Origin of the sequence: Camelimonas fluminis (assembly GCF_014656355.1) — a bacterium.
Lineage (GTDB): Bacteria > Pseudomonadota > Alphaproteobacteria > Rhizobiales > Beijerinckiaceae > Camelimonas > Camelimonas fluminis.
Genome location: NZ_BNCG01000015.1, coordinates 2,948 through 27,325 on the forward strand (window position 1 = coordinate 2,948; position 24,378 = coordinate 27,325).

General features: G+C 64.0%; 17 protein-coding genes and 1 pseudogene. 9 read left to right on the forward strand and 9 right to left on the reverse strand.

Going from position 1 to position 24,378, the window contains the following annotated elements; translation table 11 throughout:
* Window positions 1-836: 836 nt before the first annotated feature.
* Together IE243_RS23180 and IE243_RS23955 are read left to right on the forward strand one after the other, a co-directional pair.
* Window positions 837-1,094 (forward strand): PaaI family thioesterase, encoded by a 258-nt coding sequence (locus tag IE243_RS23180; RefSeq protein ID WP_210319871.1) that lies wholly within the window; start codon window positions 837-839, stop codon window positions 1,092-1,094.
* Window positions 1,085-1,261, forward strand: a complete 177-nt coding sequence (locus IE243_RS23955; RefSeq protein ID WP_210319872.1) for a PaaI family thioesterase — start codon at window positions 1,085-1,087, stop codon at window positions 1,259-1,261. The genes IE243_RS23180 and IE243_RS23955 overlap by 10 nt, the downstream gene beginning before the upstream one ends.
* 65 nt (window positions 1,262-1,326) lie before the next feature.
* On the opposite strand, the gene IE243_RS15090 is transcribed toward IE243_RS23955, so the two are convergent.
* Window positions 1,327-2,544: an MFS transporter gene (locus IE243_RS15090; protein ID WP_191320225.1), complete on the reverse strand. Its 1,218-nt coding sequence runs from the start codon at window positions 2,542-2,544 to the stop codon at window positions 1,327-1,329.
* A gap of 123 nt (window positions 2,545-2,667) precedes the next feature.
* On the opposite strand from IE243_RS15090, the gene IE243_RS15095 reads away from it, so the two are divergent.
* The 4 genes from IE243_RS15095 (at window position 2,668) to IE243_RS23965 (ending at window position 5,780) form a co-directional block, all read left to right on the forward strand.
* Window positions 2,668-3,480 carry an AraC family transcriptional regulator gene (locus IE243_RS15095; RefSeq protein ID WP_191320226.1) on the forward strand — a complete coding sequence of 271 codons (813 nt, stop codon included), beginning with the start codon at window positions 2,668-2,670 and terminating at the stop codon, window positions 3,478-3,480.
* A 150-nt stretch (window positions 3,481-3,630) separates the two neighbouring features.
* A complete protein-coding gene (gene cls / locus IE243_RS15100; protein WP_244643201.1) occupies window positions 3,631-5,172 on the forward strand; it encodes a cardiolipin synthase in 1,542 nt (513 codons plus the stop codon).
* Between the two features lie 102 nt (window positions 5,173-5,274).
* Window positions 5,275-5,472 (forward strand): AMP-binding protein, encoded by a 198-nt coding sequence (locus IE243_RS23960; RefSeq protein WP_373301702.1) that lies wholly within the window; start codon window positions 5,275-5,277, stop codon window positions 5,470-5,472.
* A 47-nt stretch (window positions 5,473-5,519) separates the two neighbouring features.
* Window positions 5,520-5,780 carry an AMP-binding enzyme gene (locus IE243_RS23965; protein ID WP_373301704.1) on the forward strand — a complete coding sequence of 87 codons (261 nt, stop codon included), beginning with the start codon at window positions 5,520-5,522 and terminating at the stop codon, window positions 5,778-5,780.
* Between the two features lie 369 nt (window positions 5,781-6,149).
* On the opposite strand, the gene IE243_RS15115 is transcribed toward IE243_RS23965, so the two are convergent.
* Window positions 6,150-7,772, reverse strand: coding sequence for a thiamine pyrophosphate-binding protein (locus tag IE243_RS15115; protein ID WP_244643202.1), 1,623 nt, complete (start codon window positions 7,770-7,772; stop codon window positions 6,150-6,152).
* A 367-nt stretch (window positions 7,773-8,139) separates the two neighbouring features.
* On the opposite strand from IE243_RS15115, the gene IE243_RS15120 reads away from it, so the two are divergent.
* Window positions 8,140-9,540 carry a short-chain fatty acyl-CoA regulator family protein gene (locus IE243_RS15120; RefSeq protein WP_191320229.1) on the forward strand — a complete coding sequence of 467 codons (1,401 nt, stop codon included), beginning with the start codon at window positions 8,140-8,142 and terminating at the stop codon, window positions 9,538-9,540.
* A 168-nt stretch (window positions 9,541-9,708) separates the two neighbouring features.
* Here IE243_RS15120 and IE243_RS15125 read toward each other — a convergent pair whose 3' ends face one another.
* Complete coding sequence (locus IE243_RS15125) at window positions 9,709-10,974, reverse strand: acyl-CoA dehydrogenase family protein (protein ID WP_191320230.1); 1,266 nt, start codon at window positions 10,972-10,974, stop codon at window positions 9,709-9,711.
* A gap of 420 nt (window positions 10,975-11,394) precedes the next feature.
* A complete protein-coding gene (locus IE243_RS15130) occupies window positions 11,395-12,093 on the reverse strand; it encodes an OmpW/AlkL family protein (RefSeq protein ID WP_191320231.1) in 699 nt (232 codons plus the stop codon).
* 297 nt (window positions 12,094-12,390) lie between these two features.
* On the opposite strand from IE243_RS15130, the gene IE243_RS15135 reads away from it, so the two are divergent.
* A complete protein-coding gene (locus tag IE243_RS15135) occupies window positions 12,391-13,161 on the forward strand; it encodes a Crp/Fnr family transcriptional regulator (protein ID WP_191320232.1) in 771 nt (256 codons plus the stop codon).
* Between the two features lie 271 nt (window positions 13,162-13,432).
* Here IE243_RS15135 and IE243_RS15140 read toward each other — a convergent pair.
* The 5 genes and pseudogenes from IE243_RS15140 to glgA form a co-directional block, all read right to left on the reverse strand.
* Window positions 13,433-14,566, reverse strand: a pseudogene (locus IE243_RS15140) (DJ-1/PfpI family protein); the annotation flags it as partial.
* 270 nt (window positions 14,567-14,836) lie between these two features.
* Complete coding sequence (gene malQ / locus IE243_RS15145) at window positions 14,837-16,867, reverse strand: 4-alpha-glucanotransferase (RefSeq protein WP_191320234.1); 2,031 nt, start codon at window positions 16,865-16,867, stop codon at window positions 14,837-14,839.
* The gene (glgB, locus tag IE243_RS15150) at window positions 16,864-19,098 is read right to left on the reverse strand and encodes a 1,4-alpha-glucan branching protein GlgB (RefSeq protein WP_210319873.1); all 2,235 of its coding nucleotides are present in this window, start codon (window positions 19,096-19,098) and stop codon (window positions 16,864-16,866) included. Before glgB ends, malQ begins: the two co-directional genes overlap by 4 nt.
* A 278-nt stretch (window positions 19,099-19,376) precedes the next feature.
* Complete coding sequence (locus IE243_RS15155) at window positions 19,377-19,610, reverse strand: DUF2934 domain-containing protein (protein ID WP_244643203.1); 234 nt, start codon at window positions 19,608-19,610, stop codon at window positions 19,377-19,379.
* 101 nt (window positions 19,611-19,711) lie between these two features.
* On the reverse strand, window positions 19,712-21,244 hold the full coding sequence (gene glgA, locus IE243_RS15160; RefSeq protein WP_191320236.1) for a glycogen synthase GlgA: 1,533 nt from the start codon (window positions 21,242-21,244) through the stop codon (window positions 19,712-19,714).
* 637 nt (window positions 21,245-21,881) lie between these two features.
* Here glgA and IE243_RS15165 point away from each other — a divergent pair.
* Entirely contained in the window at window positions 21,882-24,365 is a 2,484-nt protein-coding gene (locus tag IE243_RS15165; RefSeq protein ID WP_191320237.1) for a glycogen/starch/alpha-glucan phosphorylase, read from the forward strand.
* The last annotated feature ends 13 nt before the right edge of the window (window positions 24,366-24,378 follow it).

Sequence of the window (24,378 nt, forward strand, 5' to 3'; positions counted from 1 at the left end):
CCGGCGAGCCTCTGAAACTGGCGCTACGTTTGAACATGGGTGGATGGACTGTGCCGTGATGGGCTCAAATGGATCACGCAGGATTGCGTTTCCGTCCGATGACTTGCGCAAAGGCACGCGCTGACATCCATGCCGTCCATTGAAGAACGTCCAGCTATCCGCACCTTGAACATCGTCGGACGCTGCCAGCGGGAAGTGGTTTGGCCGCGTCATTGGCCGGCGCCGATGACCGCCGTGCCCTTGCCGGCTCGGCGGCATGCCTTTGACGCTCCGCTACGGCGTTTGCGAAGTTGCAGAAGGCTACCCTGACCGGCGGAGCATCGCGGCGCGGCGTGCAGCCTCTCCATGGCCTGTCTGGCGCATGACTCCCGGCGGCGCCGCCAACAAAAGACGCGGCTATGGGCTTCCTGCTACAGGTCGCGGCGGTTTCATCGTGCTAACATTGCCAGGCCATCACCCGCCATGAACCAGCATGCCCTCTCCATGCGCCGCTCTGGGCATAGGGATATCGCCAGCAGTCTCGGGGTCAGCGAGCCGGGATAGCGGCCGCACCGCTTGTCACGCTGACTTCGCGCCAGGACTGGTCAAACAACGACCGGTCAGCCCCAATCTGCTCCTGACAGCCGGGAACGAACTGCAAGCGCCAGAGAAAGACCTGCACTCACGGTCATGCACCGGCGGCCTTTCCGGCTGTCCGCCCCGGCATTCGGCAATCAATCTGTTGGAACCAGCGCTGCAATCGGTGCAGGGCGCGCCTCGGTTTTCCAAGTGGTTGTCGTCACGCAGTTCTGCGACTATCGCTCGTACAACAGGCTCCGTTGCAACTGAGGTGATCCATGAGCATGAAAGTCCCTGCCAGTCTGGAAGAATGGAACGCTGCGGGGGACGACTATCTGCCCGGCCTTTTGGGCATGCGCTTCATCAGGGTGGAACTGGATGAAGTGGTCGCCACGCTGGAGGTCCGTCGCGCCCTTGGGGCGTGGAATGGCTACCTTCACGCCGGAACCGTGACCTCGCTTGCCGAGCCTGCTGTGGCTATGGCACGGTCAGGAGCCTGCCAGCAGGCGCCAGCGGGTTCACCACAGTGGAACTGAAAAGCAATCTCATCGGCACCGCGCGGTCAGGCGTCGTTGTTTGCACCGCGCGCCCGGCTCACAAGGGACGCACCACACAAGTGTGGGATGCAGAGGTGCGGCGCGAAGAAGACAATGCCGTCATTGCCCTTTTCCGGAACACACAGATGATCCTGTGGCCGAAGTGACCGCGGCCCGGGGCGGAAAGCCACATACGGCGTTCCGCCCCGGGCATTCCGCATTTATCCGAAGCCTATGCTGACCCCTTCGCGGCGTCCCGCGTGTCCGGCAGGAACATGGCCAATATGCCGATCGCGGGCAGTATCGAGCAGGCGTCAAAAACAAACTCCACGCCTTTCCAGTCCGCCAGGCTGCCGAGCAGGGCCGCGCCAATGCCGCCGATTCCGAAGATGAAACCGAAGAACAGGCCAGACACCATGCCGACGCGGCCAGGCATCAACTCCTGCCCATAGACGACGATGGCCGGAAAGGCTGACGCCATGATGAAGCCGATGATGGCGCTCAATATGGCTGTTGGCAGCAGGCCGACATGAGGCAGAAGCAGCGTAAATGGAAGAACGCCAAGGATTGAAACCCAGATGACGGGTTTCCGCCCCAGCCTGTCGCCGATCGGGCCGCCCGCGATTGTTCCCGCGGCGACAGCCGCAAAGAAGATAAACTGATAAATCTGGGCGTCTTGTGTCGGGATAGTGAATTTATCCTTCAGATAAAAGATATAATAGCTCGTAAAGCTGGCGAGATAGATATACTTCGAGAATAGCAAGGCGATCAGGATCGTCATCGCCTGGAAGACCTGGCGGCCCGACAATGAGGCGTGGCGCGCGATCACCGCGCCTGCGGGGCGGCGTTCGGCATGGCCGTTGAATTTGTACCATCGGCCGAGCCCCGTCAGGATGATGATCCCGAGCAGCGCGGCCAGGGCAAACCAGGCGAGCCCGTGCTGTCCGCGCGGCAGAACGATGAAAGCCACAGCCAGGGGGCCAAGCGCAGTGCCGAAATTGCCCCCAACCTGAAAGAGCGATTGCGCCAGCCCGTGCGAACCGCCGGAGGCCAGACGCGCGATCCGGGACGATTCCGGATGGAAAATCGACGACCCCAAACCAAGCAGCATGCCGCCCAGCAGCAGCATCCCGTAACCGGGCGCAAACGCGAGCATCAGCAACCCAAGCATGGAAGAGGCCATGCCGAAGGGCAGGGAATATGGCGTCGGCCGGCGGTCCGTATAGTAGCCGATGAACGGCTGAAACAGCGACGCGGTCATCTGATAGACGAGGGTCAAAACGCCAACTTGCGCGAACGTAAGCTCGAAGTTGCCCTGCAAAATCGGATAGGCGGCAGGCAGCAGAGCCTGCAACATATCATTCAGGAGGTGACAAAAGCTGGCGGCCCACAGGATCGGGAAAGCCGCTTTTGATTTTGCTGCTCGCAGCGATATGGCTTCAGAAGACACGTCTTGCTTTCCGGCTTGGTCGATGACTTGCAAAGCCTCATTGAGAATGAGGTGCGCCCGCTATAAGAGTCAGTTTCCCGGCCTGCCACCGATGGCGGGCAATTCAACTACGGGAGTGGGCCATTGGCGCGCGATGTTCATATCGACAATGTGGAGCATGTGCAGCGGCCGATCCTTGCCATCGGCACGGAGTACCCCGATGGTCATCTGATCGACCCACACCAGCACAGGCGCGGCCAGCTCATTTCAAGTTCCTCCGGGGTGCTCGTCCTGACGACCCCGGCAGGCGCCTGGGTCATGCCGCCGCAACGCGGCATGTGGATTCCGCCCGCCACCGAGCACAGGGTGAGCATGATTGGCGCGGTCAGCGTGCAAAGTCTCTATCTGGAGCCGGGCGTTGCTCAGGGGATGCCGCAGACATGTCAGGTGGTGGGCATCTCGCCCTTCATGCGCAGCCTGATGACTGAAGCGCTGAATTTGCCGCTTGAGTACGAAGAAAGCGGCCGGCCCGGCGCCCTGATGACGTTGATCTGGCACGAACTGCAGCAACTGCAGGCTCTGCCGCTTTCCTTGCAATATCCGACGACCGGGGCGCTAGCGGCAAGGTGCCGCAAGTTTATCCAGAAACCGCGGATCCATGAAACCATAGATGACTGGTGCGCGGATCTGGGAATGAGCCGCCGCACTTTTACCCGCTACTTCAAACGCGAGACAGGCGTCAGCTTCATGGCGTGGCGACAGCAGGCGTGCCTTCTGTTTGCGGTGCCGCGGTTGGCCGCGGGCGAATCGGTAACGACGGTGGCGCTGGATCTGGGGTATGAGAACCCGGCGGCTTTTACCCTGATGTTCAGACGCGCTTTCGGCAGCTCGCCGCTTGCCTATCTCGGGCTACGGGCGTCCCCCTCGCGCGCCTGGGCAGATGTCCGTCCAGGATAGCGAAAGTTTGTGGTTCACGTCATTGACGTGTGGTTCCCGCCGCCAGTTTCCGCCCCGGGTCAGTTGACCCGGTCGCGCCAGCAAGTCTGTATGACCCATCAGGAGGGGCTGGCAATCGCCATGCCTGCGTATTGCGCGGGGCGACGACCGTTGCGCCGCGTCGCCTCACTTCCGCAAGGGGGGCGGGATGCCCGCGCGCGGCGCGTCGTTATCCGGGGGGACTGTCCAGGAATGCGGACTTTGTTCGATCTGTCGCTCTTAATCCTGCATATCCTCACGGTGGCTCGTGCGATCACCCGCCCCAATCGGGAGCCCGCGGCCCGCGTGGCCTGGGTCGCGGTCATCATGTTTCTGCCATTGCTGGGGATCGTTGCTTATCTGTTTCTCGGAGAGACCAGCATCGGGCGCGAGCGCATGCGCCGGCTGAGGGCGGCGGAAGATCGAACCGCCCGGCCTGACGATGCTGCCTTCGCGCCGGAGTTTGCCGACCCGGAAACGCTCAGCCAGTTTGCCCTATGCCGTTCAATCGATGGATTGGCGCCGGTGGCTGGCAACCGGATCGTGCTCCTTGGAAACCCCGAAGCACCGGTCGACCAGCCGGAACGCGATTCAAACAGCGCGATCGACGCACTTGTGCGCGATATCACACAGGCCATTGAGCACGTTCACATCAGTTTCTATATCTGGCTTGATGACGGCAATGGCGGGAAGGTCGCCGACGCCCTGATGGACGCGGCGCGACGCGGCGTGCGCTGCCGGGTGATCGTGGACGCGCTGGGCTCGCGAGGTTTCATCCGCAGCGCCCGCTGGCGGCAGTTGCGTGACGCGGGCGTGACGGCCGTCGCGACCATGAATGATATCCCGCGTCTGGGCCATCTCGCCGTCGGGCGGGTCGACCTGCGTAACCACCGCAAGATCGTCATCATCGATAATCGCATTGCCTATTGCGGCAGCCAGAACTGTGCGGATCCCGCATTCCGGATCAAGGCGAAGTACGCGCCCTGGATCGATATCTTCCTGCGCTGCGAAGGACCAGTGGTGCGGCAGGCGCAATTCCTGTTCCTGTGCACCTGGATTGCAGAAACCGGAGAGGCGCTGGAAGGGCTTGCCGCGGCCGGGCCGATGCCCGAACGCTTTGAGCCCGGCAGCGTGGCGCAGATGTACGGAACCGGATCAACCACGCAGGGCAACGTCATGTCCGCTGCGTTTGTGGGCGCCATATACGCCGCTCACAAGGAACTCATCATCACGACGCCCTATTTCGTGCCGGACGAGGCTGTGTTGCGGGCATTGTGCGCGGCGCCCCGGCGCGGCGTGGAGACGACGGTCATCTTTCCCGCGCGCAACGATTCCTGGCTCGTGGCCTGCACCAGCCGCAGCTGTTATGCCGATCTGCTCGCCAGCGGCGTCAAGATATATGAGTACCCATTGGGGTTGCTGCATGCAAAGTCGATCACAATCGACAGCAAAATCGCACTGGTTGGTTCCGCCAATATGGACCGGCGCAGTATGCAGCTCAATTTCGAGAACAATCTGCTTTTGGCTGATACAGACGTCGTCGCTTCCATTCGCCTCCGTCAGCAGGGGTATCTTGGCGTATCACAGCCCGTCGGGCTTGACGCTGTCACCAGCTGGCCATTCCGGACCCGTCTCGTGCAGAACGCGGTGAGCATGCTAGGGCCGGTGCTCTGAACGCCACTACCGGGTGAGGCCGCCAACGGACCACGGGTCCCGGCGCTCCAGCGCAAACCTGTCGCAGCGACAGGGCGGCCTGCTTCCGGGTTCATCGCCGACATTGATCCAGCCAGTGATGTTGTGAAGCTCATCTACACTTCCGGAACATCAGGAAAATCAAAAGGTGCGATGGAAGCGCACAGAAACGCTGTCCATAACACCATAACCCATACGCATCTCATTCCGTTCGACCTGCCAGTGAATTACACATTCCTCCCAATGGTTTTCTTCATTATTCGGATCGCATCAAGGATCTGATTATTGCATCCGGCTACAATATCGCGCCGGCTGACGTTGAATCGGTTATCCGTCAGCATCCTGGCGTTCAGGACGTTACTGTTGTTGGTTGGCCCAGCACATATCGTGGTGAAACGGTAAAGGCCTTCGTGGTTTCTCACCCAGCCGCACGGGAAGCATTGTCGGGTGGCGACATTATCGATTTCTGCCGGGCAAGGATTGCGCCGTTCAAGGCGCCCACTCTCGTTGAGTTCCTTCCCGAGCTACCCCGGAACGTCATGGGCAAGACGCCGAGAAGGCTTCTGCGCACAAGGGCGGGGCAGGATTAACCAGCGGCTGGCGCCGCGCGCAAGGACGGCGCCTCCTTGCAGGCGGGATCAGGCGCCAGCCATGGCAGGGACACGCCGCGCGTTGTTGGCCGCGCATCCCCTTGCCGTCACCAATGCTCCACAAGCCCGCAACTGCCTGCCGCGGGTCAGGGTGCGGCGGCTCCCGGCGCCGGGCTTCCTGTCGTTGGTCGCCGCCAGACCAGGGATGCGCCCCTCATGACGCATTTCCTTCACGGAAAGCCAGTTTCCCTTACTACTGACAATGCTCTGGAGCAGTTTTCGATCAACAAGGATCGCAAACTGCTCCAGTTCTCTTTGTTTTGAACGAATTCTGATCGATCAGTCGATTCCGGCTGATCAGAACGCGCTCTAGTGATCGATCATCGGCATGTTGTCAGGGTCAAGCTTGAGATCGATCAGCAATGGGCGCCTGTTCCCGCGGATAGCCTCGACGGCGGCGTCGAGATCTTCACTGGAACGGACCGTGACGCCGGCGCCGCCGAGCGCCTCCGCTACCGGAGCGAAATCTGGCCACTCAAACATCGAGATCGATGGATCCATCTGCTTGTTCCGGAACTGGATATGCTCGGCGCCATAGCTGCCATCATTGCAAAGAATGACAATCAGGTCGGCCCTGGCCCGGACAGCAGACGTAAACTCGCTCAGGCCGCCCAGCATAAAGCCGCCGTCACCTGCAATCAGCAAGGTCTGGCGCTCGGGGTGAGCGAAAGATGCGCCAATGGCATGCCCAAGGCCCAGGCCAATCGTTCCCGTATTGACCGTGTAGACCCAGGATTGCGGGTCCTGCACGTGCATCAGGCGCCATGAGTCAATCAGGAAGCGCCCTGTATCGGTGACCAAGATGCGGTCGGGGTTCACCGCCTTGTCCAGGGTCTGAAGCGCCTGCCGGGCGCTGACGGTTCCCGGACGCCCTTCCTTGGACTGCGGCGGGTATACAAATTCAGCAATGGCTTTGCCCAGTTCAGGCGAGCGGTAACCAGACCCGGCGATTTCGGCTTCGTCAAGCAAACGCACCATTTGCGCCGCAGTTCGGCCAGGTTCCCCCACAAGGCCGGCGTCAGGCGTGACATGGCGACCGATGTCCGACGGATCAGCGCTTATGTGAACCAGTCGTTTGCCACGCAGAAGACTGCCTTGCGCTGTTGTATACTGGTTCAGGCCCGCTCCGAATGCGATAATGCAATCACTTGCCATAATGGCGTCCAGAGCAACAGGCGTGCTCAATGTTCCGAAAATGCCAAGATTAAAGGGATGGCCCGTGAACGCGCCTTTCGCCTTGAGCGTATTGGCAAGCGGAGCGTCAATACGGTCAGCGAACGCCTGTATGCTTTCCCGGGCTGACGGGTCGCAGGCGCCCCGCCCGCAAAGGACAACCGGGCGTTTCGCCGACGCTATGATTCCGACTGCATTCTCCATATCGGGGCCATCGACGACATATTCGAGACGGGCCGGGGCGTAAGCCTTCTGCGGAACATACTCGGCGTCCTGCCACTGAAGATCCGAGGGCATATTGACGACAACGGGGCGCTTCTCGATCCGGGCGCGCCTGAAAGCCGTCGCTACATCCTCACCGATCGTTTTCGCCGAGCGGAGCTGAACGAACCCCGCGCCAGCGGCTACGAAGAACTCGCGCTGATCGATATTCTGGAAGTGGTGCCGGTCAACAACGGCGGTGTCACCGGCAAAGAGCACAATGGGAGTGGAGCCCCGCTGGCCTTCAATCAGGGCGGTGAGCGTATTGGTCACGGCAAGGCCGTGGGTGACAGTGGCGACGCCAACCTTGCCGGATGCCTGGGCATAGCCGATCGCCATCAGGACGGCGCCAACCTCATGAACCGCCGCCTGATATTTTGCGGCGCCGCTCTTGATGAAGCTGTCCACCATGTACAGGTTGGCGTCGCCGATGAGCCCGAACATGACCTCAACGCCCTGATCAAGGATCGCTTTCGAGATTGCTTCATATACCTTCATGTCAGGCTCCATTGACGGTCATGCGGTAGGGCTGTTCAGCCAGTCTGTCTCTTGCGCCGCCTGTATCCCCGAGTGACGGATCTCAGCTTCAACCATAGCAGCGCCTAGGCCCTTTGTGCCTGAAACCTGCGATCGGGACTGTCGTGCATCTGTCAATCTTTCCCCGAAGCACCCGGGCCGGCCTGGCCCGACGAACCGGCGGATCGCACCCATGCGCCGGACACCGCATATTGCCCCTTGCCCTCAGACCGGTTTAACAGATTTGCAATATCCGCAGAGGCAATGCGTCGTGGAAGCGGCGCGATCGCAAGCATTTGCGGCTAACGGTAGGGACCTGCTGCGAAATCAGCAAATTCTGGATGGCCTGATGCGGAAAACCTATATGGGTGTGCGTCTGCGGCGCCTGCGTGAAGAACGAAACCTGAAACAGGTCGAACTTGCCGCGTCGCTGGGCATTTCTCCCAGCTATCTCAATCAGATCGAGCAGAACCAGCGTCCACTGACCGTTGCAGTCCTGCTCCGCATCAACGCCATTTTCGGCGTCGACGTACAGCTGTTTTCCGAAGACGAGGAAGGGCGGCTGATCACAGAGCTGCGCGACGCATTGTCCGACGGCGCCGAAGCCATTTCCCTGGCGGAAATCCGCGAGCTGGCGATGAACATGCCGGCGGTTGGGCGCACCCTGGTCGCCCTGCACCGCCGCTATCGCGAAACGGTCGAGCAGAGCGAGGCTCTCGCCGCCCAGCTGGGCGACGAATGGATCGCCGGCGGCCCGGCGCGGGCGCCCTTCGAACAGGTGCGGGACTTCTTTTACGCGCGCCGCAACCATGTAGAGCTGCTGGATGAGGCGGCGGAGCGGCTCTACCGCGAGGCCGGGCTTGGCCCCCTGTCGGTGCACCCGGGGCTGGTCGCGTGGCTGCGTGACAGGCACGGCGTCGCCGTGGTGGTGACCGGCAACGATGACGCCCAGCGTCGTTTCGATCCCGACGCCCGCACCCTGTTCATTTCCGCCGATCTCAAGCTTGGCCAGCAGGCGTTCCAGATGGCGGTCCAGATTGCCTTCCTCGAACTTGGTCCGGTCATCGATCGTCTGGCCGATGATCCCATCCTGACCGACCCCGATGCGCGCCGGCTGGTGCGGGTGGGGCTGGCCAATTATTTTGCTGGCGCGCTTGTGCTGCCCTATGGGGAATTTCTGGCGGCGGCCGAAGCTGAAGCTTATGATATCGAGAAGCTGGGCAGGCGCTATGGCGTGGGGTTTGAAACCGTATGTCATCGCCTGTCGACGCTGCAGCGGCCGGGCGCGCGCGGCGTGCCGTTCTTCTTTGTGCGCGTTGACCGCGCCGGCAACATCTCCAAACGGCAGTCGGCCACGGACTTTCATTTTTCCCGCGTTGGCGGCAGTTGCCCGCTGTGGAACGTCTATGAGGCCTTCACCCAGCCCGGCCGCGTGCTGACCCAGATCGCCCGCATGCCCGATGGCCGGGCCTATTTGTGGATCGCCCGCACGGTCGGGCGGGGCGTTGCTGGTTTTGGCGCGCCTGGCAAGACGTTCGCCGTCGGCATCGGCTGCGATATCCGCCACGCCAGCCGGCTGATTTATGCCCGCGGCCTCGATATCAACAATCCGGAGGCTGCGACGCCTATCGGGGCCGGCTGCAAGGTCTGTGAGCGGCCCGCATGCCCCCAGCGCGCTTTCCCGCCCGTCGGCCGGACGCTGGCGGTGGACGAGAACCGCAGCGCCCTCGCGCCTTATCCAGTGGCGTGAGCGTCATCCGCCCCATCGTGCAAGGCGGCGGATGGCGCAGCGGTGCAAGCGTGGACCAGACCGGGGGGCTCGCAATTCCCGATCTCCATGGATCGGGGATTGCTCCAGTTTCCCTTGTTTTGAGCGAATTCTGATCGACCAGACGATTCCGTCTGGTCGGAAAGCGCTCTAGCCTGCAACGAGGCCGGCGGGCGGTACAAAATAAGCGGCGTTCTTGCCGTTGATGGCTTTGGCTTTCGCAAGTTCATCCCTGGCGACGACCCGCAGATGAACTTCGTCGGGGCCATCGAGAAACCGCAGCGCCCGTCCCCAGGTCCACAGATAGGAGAGCGGGGTGTCTGGCGTCAGCCCCATGGCGCCAAACACCTGAATGGCCCGGTCAATAACCCGGGTCTGGAGCCGGGCCGCCACGATCTTGATGGCCGAAACATCGACACGCGCCGCCGCATTGCCTTCACGGTCCATTCTGTCGGCCACTTTCAAGACAAGAAGCCGGGCCTGATCGATCTCCAGCCGCGTCTCGGCGATCCAGTCCTGCACGTTGGCGAAATCCGCGATATGACGTCCGAATGTTTTTCGTTCCAATGCGCGCTCGCACATGAGCTCCAGCGCCAGTTCACACTGGCCGATGGTCCGCATGCAGTGATGCACGCGCCCGGGACCGAGCCGTTGCTGGGCGAGTTTGAAACCATTGCCCTCCTGACCGATAATGTTCGAAGCGGGAACGCGAACATTGCGGAACAGCAACTCGCAATTTCCTTCGGGGGAGTTGTGATGCATGATCGGAATGTTGCGCACGACCTCAAGCCCCGGGGCGTCCATCGGCGCAATCACCATCGAATGCTGGCCCGACGAGCCGTCTGGCGCATGATCGCCGGTCACCCCCATGACAATGGCAAACCGGCAATTGGGATGGTTTGCTCCGGTGATGAACCATTTGCGGCCGTTGATCACATAGCTGTCGCCGTCTCTCCGGATCGTCGTCTGGATGTTCCTGGCGTCGGATGACGCGGTGTCCGGTTCGCTCATGGCAAAGCAGGAACGGATTTCTCCGATCATCAGGGGATCGAGCCATTCGGCGCGTTGCGCGGGGGTCGCAAACAGGTGCAGCAATTCCATGTTGCCGGAGTCCGGCGCGCTGCAGTTGAACACTTCGGACGCCCAGTGCACCCGCCCCATGATCTCCGCGAGCGGGGCATATTCCAGGTTGCTGAGGCGTTGCCCCGGCTCATCTTCCCTGAGTCCTGGCAGAAACAGGTTCCACAATCCCTCCATGAAAGCCCGGGACTTCAACCGCTCGATCAGGGCCAGCGGATAGCGCCCGGCGGCCACCTCATTGTGCCATTCCCTGTTCGCGGGCTCGACGTGGAAGCGCATGAAATCGTCAAGCTGCGCCCGCAAGCGCTCCACCTTCTCATCATGTTCAAAGTTCATTTTAAGCTTTTCTTGTTGAACGGGAATTGTCGCCCATCATGCGCGGAGCAGTCACCACGCTGTCATTGATGTAGATCAATTCCGGCGCAATGTGCCCCGGTCAGCCGCGCGGCTCCGCCGTCGTGAAGAAGGGCGCGGGACAACGGAGGGCTTGAGACGGCGCTTGCCGGGACGTGCGTCTGCGCGGGCTGAAAATGCGCCGGATTGCCGGACGCCGCTCAGGGCGGTCGCGGCCGGCGTCACACAGATACGGAACGGGCCATATCAGGCGCCGGGAGTCCCGGTGGGAAACTGGTGGGAAGCCGGCGTGGCTGTCCCGCCGGACGCACGGTTCCGGCAGGCTCCAGGCAGGATCCCGCCTGGAGCCGGGAGCGGTCCGGTTTCTGGCCGCTCACTTTGTGGGCGATAGCATCTGGAGGATCAGAAGCGATAGGTGACGCCGGTGGAGATCAGCCAGGGATCAAGACGGGCTTTTCCGTGGACGACGCCGTGGTTCACCTTCACGTCGGTCTCCAGGAAGATCTTCTTGACGTCGAAGTTGATGCCCCAGTGCGCGTCGAGCATATAATCGAAGCCAGCCTGAAGGGCGAAGCCGAAATTGTCCTTGAGGCGGAACGAGGTGAAATCTCCGCGCGCCTGCTCGTCGAAAAACATGGTGTAGTTCACGCCGGCGCCGACATAGGGCTTGAACGCGCCAAGGCCAGTGAAATGGTATTGCAGCGTCAGGGTCGGCGGCAGCAACCACGCCTTCCCAATCGGCGCGCCGGCCAGAGCGCCGGCGCCCTTGACGCGATGCGGCGTGACGCCAAGGATCAGTTCGGCCGCCAGATTGGGCGTGAAGAAATAGGTGATGTCCAGTTCTGGAACGACGGAATTCGAGACATTGACGTTGGCGCCAAACAGCCGCTCTCCAGCCGCATACAGCGTCGCGTCGTCACGTGGAACTACCATCAGGGCGCGGGCGCGGATCATCCAAGGGTTCCACTGCGGGAGAGCCGGCGCCGGCGTTTCGGGACGACTTGCGGGCAGGTCGGCGGCGAGCGCCGGCGCAATGCCGGCAAGCGTGGTGGTTGTCAGAAAAGCGGCGAGAAGTCCGGTGCGAACGGGTAGGCTGATCATGTCTGGTTCCTGTTGCCTTGGGCCGGGCGGCAGGAGACAGGCCTGCGGCCAGCCCGGCCCGCAGTACTCATGGCCGGTTTTCGGACAGGGGAATTGATCCAGATCAACCGGCGCCCATTCCCCTGGAATGACGCGCCGCGTGTGGTCGCGAAGCAACATGTCCACGTGGCCCGGGCCCCTGAGCGGGGCGTCGCGACCGAATCTGCGGCCTTGCAGGGCAAACCGGCCCTTGCTGCACCGCCGGATGGGCCCAGACACTTTTCTGCCCTGCTGATCTGGGCCATGCTGGGTTCCATCATGACTATCAATGCATCGCCGGTCAGTTTTGCAGAGGGGGGCGGGTCGGGGCCCTGCCTTGGCTGTCTGGTGCGCGCGCATGGCGTGTGTGATTGCCTCGACGCGACCGATCTGAAGATCGCGGCGGATCTGTCCCGCCGCGTCGTATATCCGGCCGGCGCGGCGCTGGCGCTTGAGGGGCTGGGCGCCCCCCAGGTCCATAATGTGCGCAGCGGCGTGGCGCGGCTGGCGCGGTCCATGCCGGATGGCCGGCGGCAGATCATCGGCTTTGCATTGCCGGGCGATTTTATCGGCCTTTCCGCCGCCAATCCGCCAGGATGTGCGATCGAGGCGGTGACGGACATGACGGCGTGCGTGTTTTCGAAACACGCCTTCGAAGCGATGGCGGTGCAGCGGCCGCACCTTCTCCTGCGGTTACACCATCTGGCCGGGACTGAACTGCATGCCGTACAGGATCAGTTATTGTTGCTGGGCCGGCGCACGGCGAGCGAGAAGCTTGCGAGCTTCCTCCTCCACATGCATCGCCGCTGGCGGAGGATCGCGGCGACGGAAGCGGAGAGCCAATTTGTGCCGCTGCCAATGGGGCGACGGGACATTGCCGACTATCTCGGTCTGACGGTCGAAACGGTGAGCAGAACCTTCACAAGGTTCGCCCGGAGCAGTCTCGTTGGACTTGTCCCGAATGGAGCGCATTTGCTTGCCGCGGACGATCTGCAGCGCCTCGCATCGGGCGGATCGCCGCGCGCCAGCGGCCATGGCGCGGACACATGATGCCTGGCCCCAGACACCGGCAGCCATCAGGCTGACGTCGGCGCGGCCGCTCCGCGAGGCGCCTGTCCGGCGCGTTGCAACACCTCTGAACCGTCTGATGCTGTTGATGACGCGCCCGATTTTTCGCTGGCGGCGCATCCCGCGCGAAAACGGCGGCGCGTTGGACCTCGATGGATCATTGCGTAACGCCCAGGGGTTCCTTTCGCCCTGAAGGATCATCGCTGCCTGTTGGCGCGGCTCGCTGGCCAGGCAGGTCGCCCGTTGGCGCTGGCCTGGGATATTCGAGTTGCATGGCGACAACGCTGGCGGCGCTTTCGCCATGGCGCGCGGCAATCATGTCGAGCGTCCTGTCAAGCGCGTCGGCCGGTTTCAAATCGGGAAAGGCGGATATGCGTTGGCTTCCGGGCCAGCGCCCGGTCGTCTGGTCGGGGACTATCCGAACGCCGTTGCGGGTTTGCACCCGGTCCGTCGCGGTGGCGTAGGCGACGACGCGGGACCGGTAGGTCCGTGACCATGCATCGGCGACCAGCGCCAGCGATGCTTCGTCCGCGCCGGGTTCGAGCTGAAGGCCGAATGTTTCGTGGTTCCAGAACGCCAGTCTGTTGGCGAGCACTGTCGTCACGAACGGGCGGGTGAGCCTGAATGCGCTGCTCGCATGTTGCGCGCTCCATTGCCCGACGCCAAGGTCACGCGCTGTCGTTTCCGCCCTGGCCCTACCGGCGATGGCTTCGACGAGCGTCAGCATCATCGGCATGGAAGCGCTGATGCCTGTCGTCGTGACCACGTTGCCGCTGGAGACCATTCGCCGGTCCGCGACATACCGGATTGTCGGGCTGCGCCGGAGCATCTCGTTCAGATAATACCAGTGCGTCGTCGCGCTCCGGCCGTCGAGCAGCCCCGCAGCCGCGACAACTTTGGCGCCGGCGCAAACGCCGACAATCGTTGCGCCCCTGTCGCTCTGGTTGCGCAGCCAGGCCATGACGGCCGGGTCGTCGTCGCGGCTCATGGCGGGCACGATGACATAGTCCGCGCCTTCGGGATGCGCGGCGTCGAACTGCGCAACGGTTGCGTCCGGCTCGACGGCGAGCGCGGGATAGAGCTTCACCACCCCAGGCGAGGTCGCCAGCATCACCACGTCGGCAACATTGGCGCGCCGCAGAATGCTGGTGGGCAGGAGGTAATCGGTGGTTTCTGTCGCGTCGTTGAGACCGATGACGGCCACGAGTGGGCGTGGTCGTTTCACCGGCCTCAGCGAAGCAAGCATGGCGTCGGTCTCGGCCTGCGGGACTGGCGGAGCTTTAAACGCGCCGGTCGTCGAAGGCAGGCTCCATATCCAGCCGGCGAATCCAGCCAGCGACAGGATGACGAGCGCGGCGACGGCCCTGATCACGCGTGATGTCGACATGGTCCGGCCCTTTGCGACGCCGGCAGAAAGGGCGGCTCCCAATCCCTGGTCGGGCTCCGGCGCCATTCATCAATCAGGCTCCAGCCTACGCCCCGCGCGATCTGGCAGAAATGACAAAATAGCGATATTTTCTGCCGGGGCGTCGCATTGGCTCTATTGTCCGGTCGCCGCAGTCCGGTTTGCGGCGCAGGTCGTGCGGGCGCTGGCCGGCTGAGGCGGGCGGTTGGGCGCCATCGATCAAACGGGGCGCGAGGCGTTGCCCCTGGCTCGTCAGCCGGAGGGCGCTCCGCCCAGCGGCGCCAGACGGCGGCGGATCGTCCCGTCGTTGAGCGCATCCACCGCATCGCCTGGAAGCCGGTGCCGCCAGTTCGGCTTTTCGATCGTTGTGCCAGGCACATTCGGTTGCACGCGCAAACCCATGGCGTCCTCAACCGGTATGAGTGCGAGCATGCAGGGGGTGGCCGCGACATAGCGGGTCGCGGCGTCGACGACCGGGCCGGTATCTTCGGGGGCAGGTCGCTCGCCCTCCGCCAGGCCCGCATCGACAAATGCGCCCCACAGCACGCCCCGATCCCACGCCCTGGCGGGCTCGCCATCTATGTCCCCAGGATCAAGGTCGGCGCCGGCCCACCACCCGGCGGTGGGAACGAGATCGTGCGTGCTTGTCATTGCCACGGCGTTCCGGTCCCAGTCCCACGGACGGACATAGCCATGTTGGGTTCGCTCAAACCGCAGGACGCGCAGGCCGGCCACGCCCTGCTCACGCAGATCATCACGGAAGCCGTGGGGCAACGTGCCAAGATCCTCGCCGATGACCACGGCGCGGCGCCGCCAGGACTCCAGAGCGACGAGAGAGAACAGCGCTTCGGAGGGGAAGCTGACATAGGCGCCGTCAAGCGCCCCGGCGCCGTCAGGTACAAGCCAGAGCCGTTTCAGGCCCATCACATGGTCGATGCGGATGCCGCCAGCGTGGCGCAGGCTTGCCCGCAGCGTCTCGATGAACGACGCATAGCCATGCGCCGCCAGCCCCCGTGGCGAGAAAGTGGTGAGCGCCCAGTTCTGGCCGTCCGCGGCGTAATAATCTGGCGGCGCGCCGATGCTCAGCCCATGCAGGATCTCGTTTTGACGGCTCCAGGCATGGCTGCCGGCGCCATCCATGCCAATGGCGAGGTCGGCGATGAGGCCCACCGTCATGCCCGCCTCCCGGCAGGCGCGCTGCGCCGCCCCGCAGGACGCTTGCGTCAGCCATTGCAGGAAAATCTGGTAGCGGATCTCTTCCGCGTGCGCCCGGGCGAAGGCGGCAACCTCGGGGCCGTCAGGATCGCGAAAGCCAGGTTGCCAGTTGCGCCAGGACGACAGCGCCGGATCGCGCGCCAGCTCGGCTGCATGCAACGCCTCGAAGGCGGCGTGGGAGCGCAGGAGCGGTGGCGCACTGGCGGCGAAACGCTCGAAAGCTGCGCGGCTTTCGATGGCCTCATCCAGCGCGTGGAACAGCGCGCGCAAATAACGTTGGCGCAGCGGCGTCGCCGCCTGCCAGTCAATCTGCCCCGCGCCGGAAAGCCGCTCCATCTGTGGGACGAGGCCTTCCCGCATGGCGACGCGGACTGTCAGCTCCAGAGGGAATGCAGCGGCGGGATCGGCGTGCAGCGGATTGTAAAACAGCCGCGTTGAGGGCGAGTAGGGGCTGAACAGATCGGGCCGGGCGCCGTAGAGCGCATGCACCGGGCTGATCGCCAGGGCGTCGGCGCCGAGGCCCGCGGCGGCCCGGCCAAGGGCCGCGACGCCAGAGAAATTGCCAATGCCGCCATCCAGGGCGCTGCGTAGCGAATAGATTTGCGCGGCGAGGCCCCAGCCCGCCCGACCACCGGAAAGGTCAGCAAATGTCACGCAGCGCGGCGGCGCGACGGCCAGCGTCATGACCTCGCCGCCAATCATGATGCTGTGGTAGCCCGGTTCATCAAACGCAGGAAGAACAAGATCATCGCCTGCCCGTTCCCCGGTCATGACGCGTCGCGTTCCATCCTCCAGCACTGCCTCGACATGGGCGCCGCTCACGTTGGGAAGCATGATTGGCTGGCCGGTCCGCGCCGTCATGAAGCGCGGCGGGCCTGGCGTGGCGGCCGTGTCCACGGCGGCGAGCGACTCACGCAACGCTCCAGCGCTATCCGCCCGCAGGCCGAGCGCATTCAGGATCGCGCGCAGGCTTTCGGGCGAGACCTGGCGCCGCGCGCCCGATTGGTCGGTCCACTCGGGCGCGACGCCGGCGCGGATCGCCAACTGGCGCAGCAGGTCATCGCTCATGGCCCGGTTCCGCTCATGTTGGCGCCGGACGGGCCTGCGTGCTCCAGCACGATGAGCGCCAGCGGCGGCAGGGTCAGCGACAGCGATTGCGCCTGCCCATGCGAGGCGACGGCTCCGGCGCAGACTGGCGCGCCATTGCCGACGCCCGAGCCGCCCCAGGCTTCCGCGTCGCTATTGAAACATTCGGTCCAGAGACCTGGGAAAGCGACGCCCACCCGATAGTTGTGGCGCGGCGCCGGAGTCATGTTGGCGACGACCAGTAGCGGCGGCTGGCCGTCGCCGGCGGAGCGGGTGAAGGCGAAGACAGCATTGGCCCTGTCGTCGCCGATAACCCACGCGAACCCCTCCGGGCTGTGGTCGAGCCGGTGCATCGCTGGGTGGCGGCGGTAGAGCGCGTTGAGTTCGCGCACGAGCTGCATCGTTCCGCGCCTGGGGGCGTCGTCGTCAGAGGGCCAAGGAAATGGCGCGTCGACGTTCCATTCCTGCTCCTGACCAAATTCGCAACCCATGAACAGCAGCTTCTTGCCAGGATGGGTCCACATCAGCGACAGGAACAGCCGCAGATTGGCGAAGCGCCGCCAATCGTCGCCAGGCATGCGGGCGATCAGCGAGCCTTTGCCGTGCACGACCTCGTCGTGGGAGATTGGCAGCACGAAATTTTCGGAGAAGGCGTAGATCAGCCCGAAGGTGATGTCGTCGCCGTGATAGCCGCGATGCACTGGGTCGCGCCCGAAATAGCGCAGCGTGTCGTGCATCCAGCCCATGTTCCATTTGAAATGGAAACCGAGGCCGCCCTGGTCAACCGGCGCGGTGACGCCCGGCCACGCGGTCGATTCCTCGGCAATGGAAATGGCGCCGCGTCCGCGCGCGCCAATGAGCGCGTTAAGCTCCTGGAAAAAGGCCACCGCTTCCAGGTTCTCGCGGCCGCCGAGATGGTTTGGCGTCCATTCGCCAGGCGCGCGGCTGTAATCGCGATAGAGCATGGAGGCGACGGCGTCGACGCGCAGTCCATCGAGATGGAAGGTCTCCAGCCACCATAGCGCCGAGGCGATCAGGAAGCCGCGCACTTCGCTGCGACCGACATTGTAGATCAGTGTGTTCCAGTCGCGGTGGAAGCCCTGGCGTGGGTCTTCGTGCTCGTAAAGAGCGGTGCCGTCGAACCGCGCCAGGCCGTATTCGTCCGTGGGGAAATGGGCGGGGACCCAATCGAGGATCACGCCGATGCGGGCGGCGTGGCACCTGTCAACGAAGCGGGCGAAGGCCTCCGGCGGCCCAAGCCGCGCTGTTGGCGCAAACAGACCAAGCGGCTGGTAGCCCCACGAGCCGCCAAAGGGGTGCTCGGTGACCGGCAGCAGCTCGACATGGCTGAAACCCATGCGTTGCAGGTAGGGAATGAGCCTGTCGCCGGCGTCGTCCCAGCTGCCCATCTCGCCCCATTCCGTTCTCAGCCATGAGCCGACGTGCGCCTCGTAGATGGAGAGCGGCTCCGCCCTGGGGTTGGCGTTCGCCCGCTGCTCCAGCCACGCGGCGTCGCTCCAGGCGAAATCCGGCGTGGCGGCGACGATGGAGCCGGTGCGCGGCGGCTCTTCCTGCCGACGGCCCAACGGATCTGCCTTCCAGGGCAAGGGGTCGCCGTTCGCGCCGGTGATGGCGTATTTGTAGACGGCGCCTGGACCAACGCCGGGAATAAACAGCTCCCATACGCCAGGCCCAAGCCGGCGCCGCATCGGATGGCGGCGCGCATCCCAACCGTTGAAATCCCCGACCACGGCGACATGCGCGGCGTTTGGCGCCCACACGGAAAACAGCGTCCCCGCGACATCGTCGAACACACGCGGATTGGCGCCAAACCGCGTCGACAGATCGAAATGCCGACCCTGGGCGAACAGGTAAATATCGTCCTCGGACAGCAGAAGGCCGAAAGAATAGGGATCGATCGCCTCGACAATGCCGTCGGGCCAGGAGATGCGCAGCCGATAGGGGCCAGCCTCAGGGGCAGGCGCCTGAAAAAGGCCATTGCCCTCCGTATCCATTGGAACAGCGCGCCGCGCCTCACCCTCGCCGGTGACGATCTCCGCGTAATTGCAGCCGGGCAACCAGGCGCGCACGAAGGCGCCGCCGGCATAAGCATGACGACCGAGGATGGAGAAGGGGTCAGGGTGGCGGCCGCCTTCCAGCAGAGCCAGATCGTGCGGAGCAAGGGCGGGCAGGGAAGGCGCGGGCTGGCGCATGGAGAGGCCTTGTCTGGACGCCAGGGAGTTCCGTCCGGTGGCAGGGATCAGCATGCCGTAGCGCGGCATGAAAGGTTAACGCGCGCGCGTATTTTCGAGCTGGGCGAACATCGTGCTGGGCCATGAGAATGCGGCGCGCCGAAAGTATGGAGCAGGAATGCCGTTCAGTATGAGCGCTTTCCCTATTCGGCCCGTGGCGGCCATGTGCCGGCGCCGGGCAGATCGCGGCATTTGCACCCGAGGTGGGTAACCCGATCTCACGCCAGCCGCCAGTTGGCTCAGACCTTCGGCTTTGAGACCGTCTTGCGGCCTGCCGTGGTAGCTGTCCTGGTGCGCGACGCGGTCGCCCGGGGCTTGCGCTGGACTGGCATGGTTGCGGCGGCGATTTCGCCAGGGCTGGCTGCGACGCGCTCCTCGGCGAGTCGCCAGTGTTCCGCGTCCCTGCCGTGAGGCCGGCCCTCGGCTTCCCAGATTGCGTAGGCGGCGTCGCGAATGGTCTGATCCCTGTTCATCATCTGCCTCCCGGAGGGTTGAATTGGACATGTGAGGCCCCGACCGCGTCAGCTGATGGCCGGCGGGTTCGGCGCCGTCCGAAGCCGCGCTGTCTCCATTGTCAGCTGGCGAGCGCGCGGGCGTAGACGTCCGCATAGCGGGAGCACGGGCGGCGCCAGTCAAAGCGCTTGGCCATGGCGTGGTCCCGCATCTGGCGGAATGCTCGCCTGGAGCGAAAGGCGTCAAGGGCGCGGGAAACCGCCGCCGTCAGCCCAGCTCCGGTGAGGCTGGAGAAAAGGAAGCCCGAAAGCCCGTCTTCGATGGTGTCGACCAGACCGCCGGTCCGGTAGGCGATCGGCAGCGCCCCGGAGCGCTGCGCGTACATCTGGCTCAGCCCGCAAGGCTCGAAGCGCGATGGCATCAGCAGAAAATCGCTGGCGGCGAACAATCGCCGGGCCTCGCCGTCGTCGAAGCCGATGCGTGCGGCGACTGCGTGCGGATGCTTCCTGGCCAGCGTCTCCACCGCCTCCTCGATGCCGGGCTCGCCGCGCCCCGTCACCACCAGCTGGCCGCCCCGCGCCACGATGGTTTCGGCGACCTCCAGCGACAGGTCGACGCCCTTCTGGTGCACAAGGCGGGAGATGATGGAAAACAGCGGCCCCCGCGACGCCGGCAGATCAAAGGTCTTGCGGATTTCGGCGGCGTTGCGCCGCTTCCACTGGCGCACGATCTGATCGCCGCCAGCGCCGGAATCGATCAGCGCATGCCAGCTGTCGTCAATGCCATTGATGATGCCGGTCAGCCGGCCCTCGTTCATCCGGGTTTTGAGGAGCCCGTCGAGGCCGCAGCCATGTTCTGGCGTGGTGATCTCGCTGGCGTAGGTCTCGCTGACCGTGGTGACATGCGAACCGTAGAAAATGCCGCTCTTCAGGAACGAGATCTTGCCGTGGAACTCGGAGCCATTGATGTCGAAGGCGGCCTCGGGGATGCCCAGCAGGCGCATGCGCTGCGGGTGATACAGGCCCTGGTAGGCCAGGTTGTGAATCGTCAGGATCGACGGCGTGGCCAGCCCCTTCCAGCGCATATAGCCAGGGGCGAGCGCGGATGGCCAGTCGTTCACATGGAGGATGTCGGGTTTCCACTGTGGGTCCGCCTCGCCGGCGGCGATTTCCGCCGCGGCCAGCGAAAGTCGCCCGAAGCGGATGTCATTGTCGCCGAAGTCACCGCCGCTGAACGGCCCGTAAGGCGAGCCGTCGCGATCGTAGAGCTCATCGCAGAGCACCGTGTAGATAACGAGACCGTCAGCGGTGGCGAAGCGGCCAAGCGACCATGGCGGCAGACCGGCGACACGCGGCATCCGCTGCACCACTTCCATCGCCGGCATGGCGTTGCGGACTTGCCGGAAGCCGGGCAACAGCACCCGCACGTCGCAGAAGGCGCGTAACTGCCGGGGCAGGGCGGTCGCGACCTCGCCCAGGCCGCCAGCCTTGATGAAGTCGCCCATCTCCGATGTCACAAACAGCAGTCTGGTGTTCGCGGCGATCGGCGAGGGCCGATCGTAAGGGTCTTCTTTCACGGCAGGCGCGAGCTGCAATGCATGGCCAGACGTCACAAGCGAGTTTCCGGCGCGAGCCAGATCCAGACTGTCTGTCATCCCGTCACTCCCTCGGCCTCTCGCGAACCGCGACAGACTGCCGTCTTCGGGTTCCTGCATGTCCGCGGAACTCCAAAGCAAGATCGGCGCCAGTTGTCTTGAACGGTTATTTCTGATGCCCGCCATCGCGCATTGCGAACAGGTCGGAAAACGTCAGATGGAAGCGCTTTCCCCATGCACCCTGAATGCGAAAATGGTGTGACGCTTTCGGCCCGGGACGCGGCGGCGCAGACCCGCCAGTGGCTGCGCATTGGCCGCTCCGGCGCCCCAAGCTGGCTGGTGATCGTGATTGGGGCATGCCGGCCGCCCTGGTGGTCAAATTTTGAGCGTTCCAGAACGCTGGAAGCAGACCTGTTCCATGCGGCGCGTTCATGCCGGACCAGCACGGGCGGCGCGTCATGTCCGTTTGGCCGGAACCCGGGGCCAGCGCTGGCGTGGAACGCTTCGCCGCCACGCATCTGGCGGCAGCCGGGGCGAGGGGCCGGGTTGTGTCCGGATCTTGCCGGAAGCCTTTGGCGCAGCGCCATGGCGGGGCCGCAGCAGTGTCATTCGCGCGTCGCCGGGGCATGCCATATGGCTGCACCTTTTATGATCTTGCTGCGTTCTCGCCATTCCAGGATCGTAACAGGCCAACGACATGACCCAGGGTTTTCCATTGACCGTTCCCGTTCGTGAACCCTCCGCGCCATCATCGCCCGACGACCAGGTTGCTCGCGTCAAGGCTCAGGTGGTGCGCAAACTGTCCTACTCACTTGGCAAAAGCCCGGACGTCGCCCAGGCGCATGACTGGTTGACCGCGGCCATTCTCGCCGCGCGCGACCACGTTATTGACGTGTGGCACCGCTCGACCCGGGAAAGCTACGCGACCGGCAGAAAACGGGTGTATTACCTGTCGCTCGAATTCCTGATCGGCCGTTCGCTCTCGGATACGCTGAACAACCTTGGCCTGACCGGCCCGATGGCCCAGGCGCTCGAGGAGCTTGGCGTTGATCTGGCCATGCTGGAAACGATGGAGCCGGACGCGGCGCTCGGCAATGGCGGCCTCGGCCGGCTCGCCGCGTGCTATATGGAGGCGATGGCGTCGGTCGGCGTCGCGGCCCTGGGCTATGGCATCCGCTACGATCACGGCCTGTTCAAGCAGCGGATTGACGGCGGCAAGCAGGTGGAGACGCCGGAAGACTGGTTGTCGTTCCGCAACCCCTGGGAGTTCGAGCGTCGCGAAAGCGCCTACAAGATTGGCTTCGGCGGCACGCTGACCCCCGCCAGTGAGCCCGGACAGGTGCTCTGGACGCCGGGCGAGACCATCTTCGCCGTTGCCTATGACACGCCGGTGGTCGGCTGGAAGGGGCGCGACGCCAGCACCCTCCGGCTCTGGCGCGCCCGGGCCATGCACCCCTTGTCGCTCGACGCCTTCAACCAGGGGGATCTTGTCGGCGCGGTGGCCGAACGCAATCGCGCCGAAGCGATTTCCAAGGTGCTCTATCCGAACGATTCAACGCCTGTCGGTCAGGAACTGCGCTTGCGGCAGGAGTATTTCTTCACGTCCGCCTCCCTTCAGGATCTGGTCCGGCGACATTTGCGTCAGTTCGGCGCGCTCGACAATCTCGCCGACAAGGTGGCTATCCAGCTCAACGACACCCATCCGTCGCTCGCGGTCGCCGAACTGATGCGGCTTCTGGTCGATGAGCATGGCTTTGAATGGGAGCGCGCCTGGGAGATCACCACGGCGACAATCTCCTACACCAACCATACGTTGCTGCCCGAGGCGCTGGAAACCTGGCCAGTGGCGCTGATGGAGCGGCTGCTGCCGCGCCACATGCAGCTCATCTTCCGCATCAACGCCCGCTTCCTTGACGGGGTGCGGCGCGAGAACCCCGAGACCGACCTTGCGGCGCTGTCGCTGATCGACGAGCACCATGGCCGGCGCGTGCGCATGGCCCATCTGGCCTTTGTCGGCTCCCACAAGGTCAATGGCGTCTCGGCGCTGCACTCAAACCTGATGAAGGAGACGGTGTTCGCGCCGCTGAACAGCGTTTTCCCGGATCGCATCACCAACGTCACCAACGGCATCACGCCCCGGCGCTGGCTGCTCAACGCCAATCCGGGTCTGACAGGGCTGCTCCAGGAAACCTGCGGAGAGCGCGTCACGGACGATATTGGCCTCATCCGCCAGTTCGGAGCTTTGGCGGGCGATGCGGCCGTGCATGATCGCCTGGCCGCCATCCGGCGGGAAAACAAACTGAAGCTGGCGAAGATCATCCGCCAGGATTGCGGCGTCACAGTCGATCCCGCCGCCCTGTTCGACGTGCAGATCAAGCGTATTCACGAATACAAGCGCCAGCTGCTCAATATTCTTGAAACGATCGCGCTCTACGACGCCATCCGTTCCGAGCCCTATCGCGAATGGGCGCCGCGCGTGAAGATTTTCGCTGGCAAGGCCGCGTCCAGCTACGCCACCGCCAAGTCGATCATCAATCTGATTAACGACGTCGCAGCCGTGGTGAACAACGACATCACAACCCGCGACCGACTCAAGGTTGTCTTCCTGCCAAACTACAATGTCAGCCTGGCTGAGGCGATCATTCCGGCCGCCGATCTGTCCGAGCAGATTTCGACGGCCGGCATGGAGGCCTCCGGGACCGGCAACATGAAGTTCGCCCTCAACGGCGCCGTCACCATCGGCACGCTGGACGGCGCCAACATCGAAATCGGCGAGCGCGTGGGCGAAGATAACATCATGATCTTCGGCATGACCGCAGACCAGGTAGAGGCGGCGCGACGCAATCCGCGTCCCAGCGCCGACATTATCCGCGACTCTGCGCAACTGGAGGGCGTTCTCGACGCCGTGGCCGGCGGCGTCTATTCGCCCGGCGAGCCTGATCGCTACGCCGGCCTTGTGGAAGGCCTCACCGCCAATGACTGGTTCATGGTGCTGAACGACTTTGAGAGTTATCGCCTCACGCAGCGGCGGGTCGACACCCTGTGGGCGGATCAAGGCCGGTGGTGGCGGATGTCCGTGAACAACACGGCGCATTGCGCCTGGTTCAGCGCCGACCGCGCCATTCGCGAATACGGGGCGCGCATCTGGAGCCTGTCCACGACGGCGCCTGGACAGGGCTGAGACGTTGCGCCCG